This is a genomic window from Streptomyces sp. NPDC006140 (assembly GCF_040628815.1).
Taxonomy (GTDB): Bacteria; Actinomycetota; Actinomycetes; order Streptomycetales; family Streptomycetaceae; genus Streptomyces.
Genome location: NZ_JBEXTS010000008.1, coordinates 107,544 through 120,958 on the forward strand (window position 1 = coordinate 107,544; position 13,415 = coordinate 120,958).

The following is a 13,415-nucleotide window of genomic DNA, read 5'->3' on the forward strand; positions in this document are numbered from 1 at the left end:
GCACCGCATGGACACGGCACCATCCGCTCAGCCCGCCCCCACCACGCCCGCCGTGGGCAACCGCCGCCGAGTGGCCACCGCGGCGGCGCTCGCCTCGGCCGTCGAGTGGTACGACTACTTCGTCTTCGGCATCGCCGCCGCCCTCGTCCTCGGCGACCTCTACTTCCCCGCCGGCAGCCCGACCGCCGGCGTCCTCGCCTCGTTCGCCACCTTCGCCGTCGGCTTCCTCGCCCGCCCCCTCGGCGGCATCGTCGCCGGCCACCTCGGCGACAAACGCGGCCGCAAGCCGATGCTGGTCCTCGCCCTCACCCTGATGGGCGTGGCCACCACCGGCATCGGCCTGCTCCCGACCTACGACACGATCGGCGTCGCCGCTCCGATCCTGCTCGTGCTGCTCCGGGTCGCCCAGGGCGTCGCCGTCGGCGCCCAGTGGGGCGGCGCGATGCTCCTCGCCACCGAGTACGCCCCGGAGGGCAAGCGCGGCGTCTACGGCAGCGTCGTCCAGCTCGGCGTCCCCATCGGCGTGGTCACCGCCAACACCGTGTTCCTGCTCGCCGGGGCGCTCACCACCGACTCGGCGTTCGCCGCCTGGGGCTGGCGCGTGCCGTTCCTGGTCGGCCTGCTGGTCCTCGGCCTCGCCTGGTACATCCACACCCGCGTCGAGGAGACCCCCGCGTTCCGCGAGGCCGAACGCGCGCTCGCCGAGCAGGAGAAGCCCGAGCAGAGCTCCCCGCTGCGCACCATCCTGCGCGGCCACCTCGGCACGGTGCTCCTGGCCGGCGGCTCCTTCGCCGTGAACACCGCGACCTTCTACATCCTCATCACGGGCGTCCTCGACTACACGACCCGCGAGCTGGACATGAAGAAGGGCCCGGTCCTGCTGGTCTCGCTCTGCGTCAGCCTGACCCAGCTCGTGCTGATCCCGGCCGCCGCCGCGCTCTCGGACCGCGTCGGCCGCATCCGGATCTACGCCCTCGGCGCGGCCGGCATCGCCCTGTGGGCCGTACCGCTCTTCCTGCTGATCGACACCGGCTCGCTGCTGTGGCTCGCGGTCGGCACCTTCGTCGCCAGCTGCTTCCTGAGCATCATGTACGGCCCTCAGGCCGCCCTGTTCGCCGAGTTGTTCACGCCCGAGATGCGCTACACCGGCGCCTCCCTCGGCTACCAGATCGCGGCCGTCGCGGGCGGCGGACTCGCCCCCTTCGTGATGGTGCTGCTGCTGGAGGCGACCGGCACCTCGATGGCCGTGTCCGGCTACATCATCGCTCTGTCCGTGATCGCGCTGGTGTCCATCAAGGTCCTCGCGGACCGGGCGCGTGCGGCGCGGCCGGAGGCCGCGCCCGAGGCCCGCGCGGAGGCCGAGTCAGCGAGCTGAGTCCGGGGCCTGCTCGGGCCGGCGTTCCGCGACCGCTTCCGGAACGCCGGCCCGGGCCGCCGCCCGCGAGCGCGACCGGGACACCGCCACACCCGCCAGGCACAGCGCGCCGCCGGCCAGCGTGAGCAGCCCCGGCACCTCGCCGAGGAACAGCCAGGACATCAGGACGACCAGGGCCGGCACCGCGTACGTCGTCGCGCCCATCCGGCTCGCGGTCGTCCGGGACAACGCGTACGCCCACGTGGTGAAGGCGAGGGCCGTCGGGAAGACGCCCAGGTAGACCATGTTGAGCGTGGCGGAGGCCGGCGCCTTCGCGGCCTCCTGCACCAGCTGCCCCGCGAACGGCAGACACAGCGCCGCGCCGACCAGGCAGCCGAACGTCGTCACCTGCAACGGACTCGCCGAGCCCAGCGCGGGCTTCTGCGCCACCACGCCACCGGCGTACGCGACCGCCGCCAGCAGGCACAGCACCACCCCGAGCACCGAGGAACCGCCCTCACCCGACATCGACAGCCCCACGGTCACCGCACCGGCGAACGACACCGCCATCCCCGCCAGCAGCCGTGGTGGCATCGGGTCGCCGAGCAGCCGGGCCCCGAGCAGCGCGATCAGGACCGGCCCGATGTTCACGACCAGGGCGGCCGTACCCGCGTCGACCTGCTGCTCGCCCCAGTTCAGGGCGACCATGTAGAAGCCGAACCACAGCACACCCGATATCGCGATCCCGCGCCAGGCCGAGCGCGGCGGCCACGTCTCCCGCCGCAGCAGGCAGATCACGCCCAGCGTCAGCGCCCCCGCGAGCAGCCGCCCGAGCGCCAGCGCACCCGGCGAGTACGCCTCGCCCGCGCTGCGGATCGAGACGAAGGCGGACGCCCACAGCACGACGGTGACGGTGGCCGCGCCGGCGGCGAGCACCTCGGCTCGACGGGCGGGTGCGGCAGGGGAGTTGTTCATCATGCTCCTGAGGCTAGGCCCGGACCCGGCACGCGGGCTCGCGGATTTCGGACGGGGCACCGGGCGGCGGGAGTGCGTGCCAGGCGTGGCGGGGCGGGCAGGACGGTGCGGACACCCCTAGGGCCCTAGCGCAGTGCGCGGGCCTCGACGCCCAGCAGGTCGAACAGGGCCCGTTCGCCGGCGGCCGTCACCTTCACCGCCCGTTCGGAGCCGATGCGCACGCACCACCCGGCGTCCAGGGCGTGCCGGCACAGGGCCGCGCCCGCGACCCCCGCGAGATGGGGGCGGCGTTCGGTCCAGTCCAGACACGCCCGGGCCAGCGGACGCCGGCCCCGGCGTTCGAGGCCGATGCCGCTCGCCGCGAACCACGCCAGCCCCGCGTCGGTGAGCGCGAACCCGGTCTCCTGCTGGAGCAGCCCGCGGTCCGTCAGCGCGTCCGTGACCGTGATGCCGAGCCGCCCGGCGAGGTGGTCGTAGCAGGTGCGGCCCCGGGCCATCGCCGAGCCCGCGCTCGACTCCCGCAGGTTCCGGGGCCGTACGGCCTTGCCCGGGGGCGCGACCTGCGCGGCCAGGTCCTCCACCAGCTGCGCGACCCGTGCGTCGGCCAGCCGGACGTACCGGTGCCGGCCCTGCCGCTCCTCGGCGAGCAGCCCGCCCGCGACGAGCCGGCCCAGGTGCTCGCTCAGGGTCGAGGCGGCGACACCGGCGTGCCGCGCCAGCTCGCCCGCCGTCCAGGCCCGCCCGTCGAGCAGCGCGAGCAGGCACTTGGCCCGGGTCTCGTCCGCGATCAGCCCGGCGAGCCGCGCGAGCGCCGTGGCCTGCGGGTCCTTCGTCTTCATGTCCCCAGCATGGAACACGGACCGTTCGGTCGCCGCCGAAGTGTCCGGGGCGGTGGTCCTAGGCCGTCCGCCGCACCTGCTCGTACTGCCGCGCCAGTCCGTCCAGCAGGGCCGTCAGCCCGGTCTCGAAGGCCCGCTCGTCGATCTTCTCCTGCCGATCGGACAGGAGGTGGGCCTGCCCGAGGTGCGGGTAGTCGGCGGGGTCGTACGCGCTCGCGTCGTCCACGAAGCCGCCGGCGAACGAGCCGAGCGCCGAGCCCATGATGAAGTACCGCATCAGCGCGCCGATGGACGTGGCGTGCGCCGGCGGCCAGCCAGCCTCGACCATCGCGCCGTAGACGGCGTCGGCGAGCCGCAGGGCTGCCGGGCGGCGGCCGGGGCCGCGGGCCAGCACCGGGACGATGTTCGGGTGGTCGCGCAGCGCGGCCCGGTAGGAGACGGCCCAGTCGTGCAGCGCGGTCCGCCAGTCCCGGCCGTCCTGGAACATCGACAGGTCCACCTGGCCGCTCACCGAGTCGGCGACCGCCTCCAGGATCTCGTCCTTGGTGCGGAAGTGGTTGTAGAGCGAGGGCCCGCTGACGCCCAGTTCGGCGGCGAGCCGGCGCGTGGAGACGGCCGCGAGGCCCTCCGCGTCCACGAGCGCGCGGGCCGCCTCGACGATCCGGTCGGTGCTGAGCAGGGGCTTGCGCGGTCGGGCCATGGCGCACATAGTAGGGCTGCGACTGGAAACTAGCAGTGCTAATTTAAATGCACGCTTTCACGTGCGGTACGGCGTCCGGATGGGGTGACTCGTGGTGAACCTGGAGCTCAGCGAGGAGCAGAGCGCGGTCCGGCAGCTCGCGCGGGACTTCGTGGAGCGGGAGATCACCCCGAACGCCGTCGCCTGGGACCGCGCCGAGGAGGTCGACCGCGCGATCGTGAAGAAGCTCGGCGAGGTCGGCTTCCTGGGGCTGACGATCGACGAGGAGTACGGCGGCTCCGGCGGCGACCACCTCGCGTACTGCCTGGTCACGGAGGAACTCGGCCGGGGCGACTCGTCCGTGCGCGGCATCGTCTCCGTCTCCCTCGGGCTCGTCGCCAAGACCGTCGCCGCCTGGGGCAGCGAGGAGCAGAAGCGGCGCTGGCTCCCGGGGCTGACCTCCGGCGCGGTGGTGGGTTGCTTCGGCCTGACCGAGCCGGGCACGGGCTCCGACGCGGGCAACCTCACGACGCGGGCGGTGCGCGACGGCGACGAGTACGTCGTCAACGGCACCAAGATGTTCATCACCAACGGCACCTGGGCCGACGTCGTCCTGCTCTTCGCCCGCTCCACGGACGCCCCCGGCCACAAGGGCGTCACCGCCTTCCTCGTCCCCACCGACACGCCCGGCCTGACCCGCCGCACCATCCACGGCAAGCTCGGGCTGCGCGGCCAGGCCACCGCGGAACTCGTCCTGGAAGACGTGCGCGTGCCGGCCTCCGCGATGCTGGGGGAGGAGGGCAAGGGCTTCTCCGTCGCCATGTCCGCCCTCGCCAAGGGGCGGATGTCCGTCGCTGCCGGGTGCGTCGGCATCGCCCAGGCGGCTCTGGACGCGGCCGTGCGCTACGCCGGGGAACGCGAGCAGTTCGGCAAGCCCATCGCCCGCCACCAGCTGGTCCAGGAGCTGATCAGCGACATCGCCGTGGACGTCGACGCCGCCCGGCTGCTGACCTGGCGGGTCGCCGATCTCATCGACCGGGGGCGGCCGTTCGCCGTCGAGTCGTCGAAGGCCAAGCTGTTCGCCTCGGAGGCCGCCGTCCGCGCCGCGAACAACGCGCTGCAGGTCTTCGGCGGTTACGGCTACATCGACGAGTACCCGGCGGGCAAGCTGCTGCGGGACGCCCGCGTGATGACCCTCTACGAGGGCACGAGCCAGATCCAGAAGCTGGTCATCGGGCGGGCGCTGACCGGGGTTTCGGCGTTCTGAGGAAGCGGTCGGGTGCGGTCGGGTACCCGCGCGATCCGAGTACCCGAGCGATCTGAGTAGCAGAGCGGATGTGGCGCGGGTCGCGTTCGCCGAAGCTGGCCCCATGAGTGACACACCGGGCAAGCCGCAGAACACGGCCGCCTTCTACGGCCAGGCCGTCGCCTCCTTCGCCGTCGCCATGGCGGCCACCGCGATCGGTATCTACCAGCTGAGCGCCGACGCCTGGGTGCGGGGTTTCCTCGCCATCGCGGTGCTGTACCTGGTCACCTCCTCCTTCACGCTGGCCAAGGTGATCCGGGACCGGCAGGAGGGGGCGGCGGCTCCCTCGTACACCCCCTTCGAGAAGCACTGAGGGACAGGCACCGGGCCGCCACGCTAAGCGCTCGCTCACCTTCGGCGGTATGGTGGTGGCCCTGTCAGTGGAGAGGGGCGAGTGATGAGTACGGCGGAGGAGACGGCCGGCGGCGAGGCGCAGGCGTGGGGCGAGGTCACGCCCGACGCGGCGCGGCGGCTGCTGATCGCCGCGGTGGAGGCCTTCGCCGAGCGCGGCTACCACGCCACGACGACCCGTGACATCGCGGGCCGCGCCGGGATGAGCCCGGCCGCGCTCTACATCCACTACAAGACCAAGGAAGAACTGCTGCACCGCATCAGCAGGATCGGGCACGAGAAGGCCCTGGAGATCCTGCGGACGGCGTCCCGCCGCGAGGGCGGCCCCACCGAGCGGCTCGCCGACGCGGTGAGTTCCTTCGTGCGCTGGCACGCGGGCGGGCGGACCACCGCGCGGGTCGTGCAGTACGAACTCGACTCGCTCGGGCCCGACGCCCGCGCCGAGATCCTCGCGCTGCGCCGCCAGGTTGACGCGGAGGTGCGCGGGATCATCGAGGAGGGCGTGCGGACGGGCGAGTTCGAGGTGATCGACGTGCACGGGACGACGCTGGCCGTGCTGTCGCTCTGCATCGACGTGGCCCGGTGGTTCAACGTCGACGGTCCCCGGACGCCGGAGGAGGTCGGCGAGCTGTACGCCGACCTCGTGCTGCGGATGGTGGGGGCCGGGGGGCCGGCGGCGACTCAGAAGTAGTAGCGCGCCACGGACTCGGCGACGCATACCGGCTTGTCGCCGCCCTCACGTTCCACGGTGAAGGCGACGGCCACCTGGACGCCGCCGGGCACCTCGTCCACGGCGCTGATCTTCGCGGTGGCGCGCAGGCGGGAGCCGACCGGGACGGGGGCGGGGAAACGCACCTTGTTCGTCCCGTAGTTGACGCCCATCTTCACGCCCTCGACGGAGATCAGCTGCGGTCCGAAGAGGGGGAGCAGCGACAGGGTCAGATAGCCGTGCGCGATGGTGGTGCCGAAGGGGCCCGCGGCGGCCTTCTCCGGGTCGACGTGGATCCACTGGTGGTCGCCGGTGGCCTCCGCGAAGAGGTCGATCCGCTTCTGGTCGATGTCGAGCCAGTCGGTGTGTCCCAGCTGCTCGCCGATCGCCGCCTTCAGGTCGTCGACGGATGTGAAGATCCTCGGCTCTGCCATGTCTTCCAGACCTCTCCGTGTCGCATTGCTAAGCGACTGCTTAGCATGGTCGGCCGCGGAGGCTGTGTCAACGGACTCGGTAGGGTTCGAGGGGTGCCTCAGATTTCAGAGAAGATCCATGAACTCACGGTCGGGCAGCTCGCGGCGCGCAGTGGCGCCGCCGTCTCCGCCCTGCACTTCTACGAGTCCAAGGGCCTGATCAGCAGTCGCCGGACGTCCGGCAACCAGCGGCGCTACTCCCGGGACACGCTGCGCCGGGTCGCGTTCATCAGGGCCGCGCAGCGGGTGGGCATCCCGCTGGCGACGATCCGCGAGGCGCTGGCGGAACTTCCCGAGGAGCGGACGCCGACGCGGGAGGACTGGGCGCATCTGTCGGAGGCGTGGCGCTCGGAGCTGGACGAGCGGATCAATCAGCTGAACCGCCTGCGGGACCACCTCACCGACTGCATCGGCTGCGGCTGCCTGTCCCTCGACACGTGCGTGCTGTCCAACCCGGGTGACGTGTTCGGTGAACGCCGGGCCGGTTCGCGCCTGATGGTGGAACGCAACGGTGGTGGGGGTGCGCGTGGCGCGTGACGCCGGGTGGTGGGGGGGGCGGGGCCGCGCCGGGGGGTGTCCGTCCTCGGAACGGCGCGATGGACTTGCGTGCCGACTGACTGTCCGTTGACGCGCCAACCGCTGCGGGCGGACACCCCCCGACACGTCCCCTTGCGTGATCCGGCGGCTTGCGGGCGCGTCGTGGCTGTCGCCCCGCCGGCTGCCTTAGCTGCGGGCACGCGTGCCGCTAGGGGCGGCACGGGTGGGCGTGGGGGTCCCCCCTGCTCGAGCGAAGCCGAGAGCTTGGGGGAGGCACCCCGCTCCGCCGGGCTGCGGACCCACCCGGCCTCAGCAAGAACGCCGAGTACCTAACCGGTCCGGTACTCCACCAACCCCGCCGCCACCAACTCCGCGTTGGACCCCGCCCGCCGCCCATCGGGCTGAAGCAGCACATCCTCCAGCCCGACCCGCGTGGCCAACCCCAACCGCCCCGCGAGCCGCAGCACCGGCCACGCGCCCCCGTCCTCCCCGTGCAGCAGGACAGGCCGCCCGTGCGCCGCGCCGAGGTCGGACAGCAGTGCCCGCGCGGAGGCCACCGCACTCGACGGGTCCGTGTCCGTCACCTCCGCCAGCACCCGCAGGACCTTCGGGGCGAGCGGCGACACCGCGAAGCGCTCCGCCGCGTCCGTCCCGGACCAGATGCCGGCCTCCACACCCACCCCGAGAGCGAGCAGCTCGGCGGCCACCTGTTCCGCCCCCGGCTCATGCCAGTTGACCGAGGCGTGGTCGGGCAGGACGGTCCAGCTCCGGATCCGGTCGAGTCGGGCGGCGGGGTCCGGCTCGGCCCACGCCCCCGTCGTCACCCCCACCGGCACCGACACGCGCGCCCGGATCGCCCCCAGCGTCTCCGCGAGCACCCTCGGCGACAGCGTGTCCCGCCCGCACGGCGTCTTGGGATGGACATGGAGGTCCGTGGCCCCGGCCGCGACGGCGGCCGCCGCGGAGTCGGCCATCGACTCGGGAGTCAGCGGCACCGCCGTACCGTCAGCGGCGGTCCGCGGACCGTTCAGACATACCTGCACCATGTCGGCGATGGTGCCACCCGGCACCGACAGTGGGGGTGCGGCATCCCCGGCGCACCCCCCGCGCACCCACATCCGTCAAGCCGACACCAGCAACCTCGCCCGCCTGGCGTCCGCCAGGGCTTGGGGCGTGAGCACGGGACGCGGCACCAGGATTCCGCAGTCCGTGCAGACCGGACCCGCCGAGGGTTCGTGATCCAGGCCGTACTTCCAGGCGAGTCGTTCTCCGTCGCACACCGGGCAGTTCGAACCCGGTTCGCGCTCCAGCGCGGCGATCAGCCGGCGCAGCACCTCGGCCAGCGGTTCACGGGGATGGACCGCCGGATCGTCGCACCACGCCACGCCGAAACCGCCCCAGGTCAGCCGGTGCCAGTCGTCCACACTGCCCGGCCTGCGCAGTCCGTCGTGCTTCTCCTTCTTGCGGCGCTCGGCGAACTCGACCTCGTAGGCGAGCCAGACCGCCCGCGCCTCCTCCAGTTCGTCCAGTGCGGCCACGAGCCGCGCCGGATCGGGGGACCGGTCCTCGGGACCGAACCCTGCCCGGGAGCACAAATGGTCCCAGGTCGCCCTGTGTCCGTAAGGGGCGAACCTCTCAAGGCACTTGCGCAGCGAATAACGCCGCAAGGCCAGATCGCACCGCGGATCGCGGACCTGTCTCGCCAGACTCCGGAAACCGGCCATCGTCCTGCACCTCCGTCACACCTGCACCTGTACATCCGGTCACTTCGGCGTCGTCGTACGGACGTCGCCGAATAGACGTATCGACAAGCGAATCGGCTCCATCCGATTTCAAATGGCCTCCATAAGCGGCCCGAAGAGGCTCGCCAGTCGACTGCCGTGATCCGTGTGCCTGTTGTGCTGACTCCCAAAAGTGACGCTTGTTCATCTTCAAACGCGGGGATACCGGCGGTAACATCCCGCCCACCCCCACGGGAGGAGCTCCCATGCCACGGCGTCACCCACGCACCGTTCTCGACAGAATGAGAACTCCCCGCGGAATCCCCGGGTTCCTGAAGACCGCATCGGTATGCGCCCTGATCGCCGCTCTTTTGTCGCCCCTGGCCCCGGCGGCGGCCGCGGAGACGACGACCGCCCAGGCCGCGGCCGCCGCGAACGACCATTGCGGCAAGCAGTGTTCGGACATCCTCCCGCCCGGCCAGAACGGCAACGCCACCCTCGCCCAGATCCTCCTCAACCAGGCCTTCGGCACCCAGCCCGAGCACGCCGAGGACCAGCTCGGGCCCTATGCCGACCTCGCCAAGGGCTACACCGGACTGACGAACGACAAGATCAACACCTTCTTCAACGACGCCTCGTTCGGGGTCCCGGCGGACCAGGTGGCCTCCACGGTCAAGCCCGCCGGGCGCAGTGACGTGACGATCGTCCGCGACAAGAAGACCGGGGTGCCGCACATCACCGGTACGACGAGATACGGCACCGAGTTCGGCGCCGGCTTTGCCGCCGCCCAGGACCGGCTGTGGCTCATGGACGTCTTCCGGCACGTCGGACGCGGGCAGCTGACCTCCTTCGCCGGCGGCGCGCCCTCCAACCAGGGCCTGGAGCAGCAGTTCTGGCGGCACGCGCCCTACACCGAGGCCGATCTGCAGGCGCAGATCGACAACGCCGTCGCCACCAACGGCGAGCGCGGCAAGCAGGCTCTCGCCGACGCCAAGGCCTACCTCGACGGCATCAACGCCTATATCGACGCCTCCGACAGCGGCCGGAACTTCCCCGGCGAGTACGTCCTGACGGGCCACAAGGACTCCGTCACCAACGCCGGGAAGATAGAGCACTTCAAGATCACCGACCTGGTCGCCCTGGCCTCGGTCATCGGCGCGCTCTTCGGCTCCGGCGGAGGCGGCGAGGTCAACAACGCGATCTCGCTGCTGGCCGCCCAGGAGAAGTACGGCGTCGCCGAGGGCACCAAGGTGTGGGAGTCCTTCCGGATGCGCAACGATCCGGAGGCCGTCCTCACCCAGCACAGCGGCAGCTTCCCGTACGCGACCAGGCCGGACGCCCCGCAGGGCACGGCCCTGCCCGACGCCGGTTCGGTGCGGCAGGAGCCGCTCGTGTACGACCGCACCGGCAGCGCCGCCGCGTCGAGCGCCACCGGCGCGTCCCGCGACGCGGCGAAGACGGCCCTGTCCTCCGCCAAGCGCGGCATGTCCAACGCCCTCGTGGTCAGCGGCGAGCACACCGCCAGCGGCCACCCGGTCGCCGTGTTCGGCCCGCAGACCGGCTACTTCGCCCCGCAGCTGCTGCTGCTCCAGGAGCTCCAGGGTCCGGGCATCAGCGCCCGCGGCGCCTCCTTCGCCGGCCTGAGCTTCTACGTCGAACTCGGCCGCGGCCAGGACTACGCGTGGAGCGCCACCACCTCCGGCCAGGACATCATCGACACCTACGCCGTCGAACTGTGCCAGGACGACTACCACTACCTCTACCGCGGCACCTGCACCCCGATGGAGAAGGTCGAGCAGAAGAACGCCTGGAAGCCGACCGTCGCCGACGGCACCGCCGCCGGTTCGTACACCATGCGGGTGTGGCGCACCAAGTACGGCCCGGTGGAGTACCGCGCCACGGTCGGCGGCAAGAAGGTCGCCTACACCACCCTGCGCTCGTCCTTCCTGCACGAGGCCGACTCCATCATCGGCTTCCAGATGCTGAACGACCCGGACTACGTCAAGGGCCCGGAGGACTTCCAGAAGGCGGTGCAGCACATCAACTACACCTTCAACTGGTTCTACGCCGACTCCGAGCACACCGCGTACTACAACAGCGGCGACAACCCCGTGCGCGCCAACGGCGTCGACGCCGAGTTCCCGGTGTGGGCGCGCCCGGCGTACGAGTGGCGGGGCTGGGACCCGGCGACCAACACGGCCGACTACACTCCGGCCTCCGCCCACCCGAACTCCATCGACCAGGACTACTACATCTCCTGGAACAACAAGCAGGCCAAGGACTACACGACCGCGCCCTGGGGCAACGGGTCCGTGCACCGCGGCAACCTCCTGGAGGACCGCGTGAAGAAGCTGGTCCAGCAGGGCGGGGTGACCCGCGCCTCGCTGGTGAAGGCCATGGCGGACGCGGGGCTCGCCGACCTGCGGGCCGAGGACGTCCTGCCCAAGCTGCTCAAGGTCGTCAACAGCGCGCCCGTCACCGACCCGGCGGCGGCCGCCGCCGTCGGCAAGCTCCAGGCGTGGCTCGCCGCGGGCGGAAAGCGCACCGAGACCGCGGCCGGCTCCAAGAAGTACGCCGACGCCGACGCGATCCGCATCCTGGACGCCTGGTGGCCGCTGCTGGTCAAGGCCGAGTTCGAACCCGGCCTGGGCAGCGAGCTGTACGAGGCCATGACCGCCAACCTGCCCGTCGACGAGTCCCCGTCGGCCTCCCACGGCCCGACCGGCTCGCACGCCGGAAGCTCCTTCCAGTACGGCTGGTGGAGCTACGTCGACAAGGACCTCCGGGCCGTCCTCGGCGAGCAGGTGAAGGGTCCGCTGGCCCGGAAGTACTGCGGCGACGGCAGCCTCGGCGCCTGCCGGGACACGCTCATCAGCACCTTGAAGGAGGCGGCCGGCAAGACCGCGGCCCAGGTCTACCCCGGCGACGACGTGTGCGCGGCGGGCGACCAGTGGTGTGCCGACTCCATCAACCACCGCACCCTCGGCGGCATCAAGCACGGCAAGATCAGCTGGCAGAACCGGCCGACCTACCAGCAGGTCGTGGAGTTCACCTCACACCGGTGAGCGCCGGGTGACGTACGGTCCGGCGGCGGGTCAGCGGACGCGGCCCGCCGCCAGCACCAGCCGGGCCAGCTCCTCGTGCAGGATGTCGCTGTGCGCCCCGGCCGGCGGCCCGCCCCGTCTCACCACCGCCGCCGCGTCCACGTTCACGCACCCCGAGGCGGGCAGCTTCGCCCGCAGAGCCTGCGCGAGGGTGTACGCGCGCGTGCCCGGCACCGCCTGTACGCCGTCGTAGCCCAGCGCGCCCCACTTGGCGCCCAGCGCCCGCCTGAGGTCGAGGCCGGTGACCGACCGGCTGTCGCCCGCCATGCGGGAGGCCAGCGGGTACATCGTGCCGAGGGCCGCGTCGTGCCGGGAGTGGCAGCACACCAGGGGACCGTCGACGCGGTTCTGCTGCCCCTGGAGCACCCCCGTGGCCCGGGCGTCGTGCGGCAGCCGAGCCGCGAACGCGTAGTGCGAGAACGCCCCTTGGAGCAGCGTCACCGACTTCACCGTGCGGACGCCCTCGGGGAGCCCGCGCAGCGCGAACGACACCAGCCGCGCGCCGAAGCTGTGCCCGACGAGGTGCACGCGCACGTCCGGCGCCGCCGTGGCGAGCTGCCCGACGACCCCGCCGAGTCCACGCTCGCCGACGGTTCCCGCGCGCCGCTTCATCGCGTAGTACGTCGCCTGCCGCAGCAGTTCGTGGGCGCCGTCCCAGGGATTCGGGATCCTGAACCCCTGCTGCGCGCCGGACAGTTCCGACTCCGCCAGCGCCCGCGCGAACTCCTCGCAGGCAGCCGCCGAGGACCCGGCGAGCATCCCCGGCTCGCTCTGCGGCACGCCCTCCGCCACCGTGTCCGCCGCGAACAGCGCCTGCGGCCCGGGCGCCACCACCTCCACCAGCAGCCGCACCAGCCGTCCGAACTCCTCCAGCTCGGCCTCCTCCGGCGGCTGCTGCTCCAGCAGCCGGGCGATCTGGTCGACCAGGAGCGCCCGGCCCGGGAAGGCCTCCAGCAGCGCGTGCCGGGTGTCCTTGTCGAGGGCCGGGCGCCGGGGCGCGTCGGCCGCCACGGCCCGGGGGAAGTCGGGGATCGGCTCGTCCGAGAACCGCATCGCGGGCCACAGCACCCCGGCGTACCCGATCCGGGCGGCCGGGGCCAGCCGCGGGACGGGCGCGAAGAAGCGGTCGTAGAGCCGCGTCGCGCCCGAGCGGTCGTTGTTCCAGCCGTGCGCGAAGACGATCAGGTCGCGCACCTTCCGTTCGCGCACCCCGGCGAGCAGCCGGTCGCGCTGACGGCCCGCCGGGTCCCCGTCCGCGTCGAAGGTCAGCTCCCAGTAGGGAGTCACGCTCATCGCCGGATCCGCCATGACAGGCCCCCTCGCCCCCGGGTGACGCCACGATGTGGGCGCATCGTCCTGCCAACGGG

At 72.3% G+C, this 13,415-nt stretch carries 13 protein-coding genes; 6 read left to right on the forward strand and 7 right to left on the reverse strand.

Translation table 11 applies throughout. The features are described from left to right. Positions 1-7: 7 nt before the first annotated feature. Positions 8-1,375, forward strand: a complete 1,368-nt coding sequence (locus ABZ386_RS21575) for an MFS transporter (protein WP_358965571.1) — start codon at positions 8-10, stop codon at positions 1,373-1,375. Here the strand turns inward: ABZ386_RS21575 and ABZ386_RS21580 are convergent. The 3 genes from ABZ386_RS21580 to ABZ386_RS21590 all read right to left on the reverse strand — a co-directional run bounded on the left by ABZ386_RS21580 (position 1,364) and on the right by ABZ386_RS21590 (position 3,868). Continuing rightward, on the reverse strand, positions 1,364-2,332 hold the full coding sequence (locus ABZ386_RS21580) for a DMT family transporter (RefSeq protein WP_356502303.1): 969 nt from the start codon (positions 2,330-2,332) through the stop codon (positions 1,364-1,366). The genes ABZ386_RS21575 and ABZ386_RS21580 overlap by 12 nt on opposite strands. Before the next feature lie 122 nt (positions 2,333-2,454). Further along, a complete protein-coding gene (locus ABZ386_RS21585) occupies positions 2,455-3,168 on the reverse strand; it encodes a winged helix-turn-helix domain-containing protein (RefSeq protein WP_358965573.1) in 714 nt (237 codons plus the stop codon). Between the two features lie 58 nt (positions 3,169-3,226). Continuing rightward, entirely contained in the window at positions 3,227-3,868 is a 642-nt protein-coding gene (locus ABZ386_RS21590) for a TetR/AcrR family transcriptional regulator (RefSeq protein WP_351342832.1), read from the reverse strand. A gap of 94 nt (positions 3,869-3,962) precedes the next feature. Here ABZ386_RS21590 and ABZ386_RS21595 point away from each other — a divergent pair, with 94 nt between their 5' ends. The 3 genes from ABZ386_RS21595 to ABZ386_RS21605 all read left to right on the forward strand — a co-directional run bounded on the left by ABZ386_RS21595 (position 3,963) and on the right by ABZ386_RS21605 (position 6,195). Beyond that, positions 3,963-5,114, forward strand: coding sequence for an acyl-CoA dehydrogenase family protein (locus ABZ386_RS21595; protein ID WP_351343008.1), 1,152 nt, complete (start codon positions 3,963-3,965; stop codon positions 5,112-5,114). Between the two features lie 103 nt (positions 5,115-5,217). After that, positions 5,218-5,466, forward strand: coding sequence for a YiaA/YiaB family inner membrane protein (locus ABZ386_RS21600; RefSeq protein ID WP_351342830.1), 249 nt, complete (start codon positions 5,218-5,220; stop codon positions 5,464-5,466). An 84-nt stretch (positions 5,467-5,550) separates the two neighbouring features. Further along, on the forward strand, positions 5,551-6,195 hold the full coding sequence (locus tag ABZ386_RS21605; RefSeq protein ID WP_351342828.1) for a TetR/AcrR family transcriptional regulator: 645 nt from the start codon (positions 5,551-5,553) through the stop codon (positions 6,193-6,195). Here the strand turns inward: ABZ386_RS21605 and ABZ386_RS21610 are convergent. Beyond that, positions 6,186-6,647 carry a MaoC family dehydratase gene (locus tag ABZ386_RS21610; protein WP_356502297.1) on the reverse strand — a complete coding sequence of 154 codons (462 nt, stop codon included), beginning with the start codon at positions 6,645-6,647 and terminating at the stop codon, positions 6,186-6,188. The genes ABZ386_RS21605 and ABZ386_RS21610 overlap by 10 nt on opposite strands. A 93-nt stretch (positions 6,648-6,740) precedes the next feature. Between ABZ386_RS21610 and soxR the strand changes: the two genes are divergently transcribed. Then, positions 6,741-7,223, forward strand: coding sequence for a redox-sensitive transcriptional activator SoxR (soxR, locus tag ABZ386_RS21615; RefSeq protein WP_351342824.1), 483 nt, complete (start codon positions 6,741-6,743; stop codon positions 7,221-7,223). 329 nt (positions 7,224-7,552) lie between these two features. Here soxR and ABZ386_RS21620 read toward each other — a convergent pair whose 3' ends face one another. After that, positions 7,553-8,269, reverse strand: coding sequence for a 3-keto-5-aminohexanoate cleavage protein (locus ABZ386_RS21620; protein WP_358965574.1), 717 nt, complete (start codon positions 8,267-8,269; stop codon positions 7,553-7,555). Between the two features lie 75 nt (positions 8,270-8,344). Then, positions 8,345-8,947 (reverse strand): hypothetical protein, encoded by a 603-nt coding sequence (locus ABZ386_RS21625; protein WP_351342820.1) that lies wholly within the window; start codon positions 8,945-8,947, stop codon positions 8,345-8,347. A 263-nt stretch (positions 8,948-9,210) separates the two neighbouring features. On the opposite strand from ABZ386_RS21625, the gene ABZ386_RS21630 reads away from it, so the two are divergent. After that, on the forward strand, positions 9,211-12,009 hold the full coding sequence (locus ABZ386_RS21630) for a penicillin acylase family protein (RefSeq protein ID WP_358965575.1): 2,799 nt from the start codon (positions 9,211-9,213) through the stop codon (positions 12,007-12,009). 30 nt (positions 12,010-12,039) lie between these two features. Here the strand turns inward: ABZ386_RS21630 and ABZ386_RS21635 are convergent, their stop codons facing one another. After that, the gene (locus ABZ386_RS21635; protein WP_358965576.1) at positions 12,040-13,356 is read right to left on the reverse strand and encodes a serine-threonine protein kinase; all 1,317 of its coding nucleotides are present in this window, start codon (positions 13,354-13,356) and stop codon (positions 12,040-12,042) included. Positions 13,357-13,415: the final 59 nt, after the last annotated feature.

Excerpts from the sequence above, each read along its gene's own strand:
- ABZ386_RS21575 (WP_358965571.1), top strand. The coding sequence starts at position 8 with ATGGACACGGCACCATCCGCTCAGCCCGCCCCCACCACGCCCGCCGTG.
- ABZ386_RS21580 (WP_356502303.1), bottom strand. The coding sequence starts at position 2,332 with ATGATGAACAACTCCCCTGCCGCACCCGCCCGTCGAGCCGAGGTGCTC.
- ABZ386_RS21585 (WP_358965573.1), bottom strand. The coding sequence starts at position 3,168 with ATGAAGACGAAGGACCCGCAGGCCACGGCGCTCGCGCGGCTCGCCGGG.
- ABZ386_RS21590 (WP_351342832.1), bottom strand. The coding sequence starts at position 3,868 with ATGGCCCGACCGCGCAAGCCCCTGCTCAGCACCGACCGGATCGTCGAG.
- ABZ386_RS21600 (WP_351342830.1), top strand. The coding sequence starts at position 5,218 with ATGAGTGACACACCGGGCAAGCCGCAGAACACGGCCGCCTTCTACGGC.
- ABZ386_RS21605 (WP_351342828.1), top strand. The coding sequence starts at position 5,551 with ATGAGTACGGCGGAGGAGACGGCCGGCGGCGAGGCGCAGGCGTGGGGC.
- ABZ386_RS21610 (WP_356502297.1), bottom strand. The coding sequence starts at position 6,647 with ATGGCAGAGCCGAGGATCTTCACATCCGTCGACGACCTGAAGGCGGCG.
- ABZ386_RS21620 (WP_358965574.1), bottom strand. The coding sequence starts at position 8,269 with ATGGTGCAGGTATGTCTGAACGGTCCGCGGACCGCCGCTGACGGTACG.
- ABZ386_RS21625 (WP_351342820.1), bottom strand. The coding sequence starts at position 8,947 with ATGGCCGGTTTCCGGAGTCTGGCGAGACAGGTCCGCGATCCGCGGTGC.
- ABZ386_RS21630 (WP_358965575.1), top strand. The coding sequence starts at position 9,211 with ATGCCACGGCGTCACCCACGCACCGTTCTCGACAGAATGAGAACTCCC.
- ABZ386_RS21635 (WP_358965576.1), bottom strand. The coding sequence starts at position 13,356 with ATGGCGGATCCGGCGATGAGCGTGACTCCCTACTGGGAGCTGACCTTC.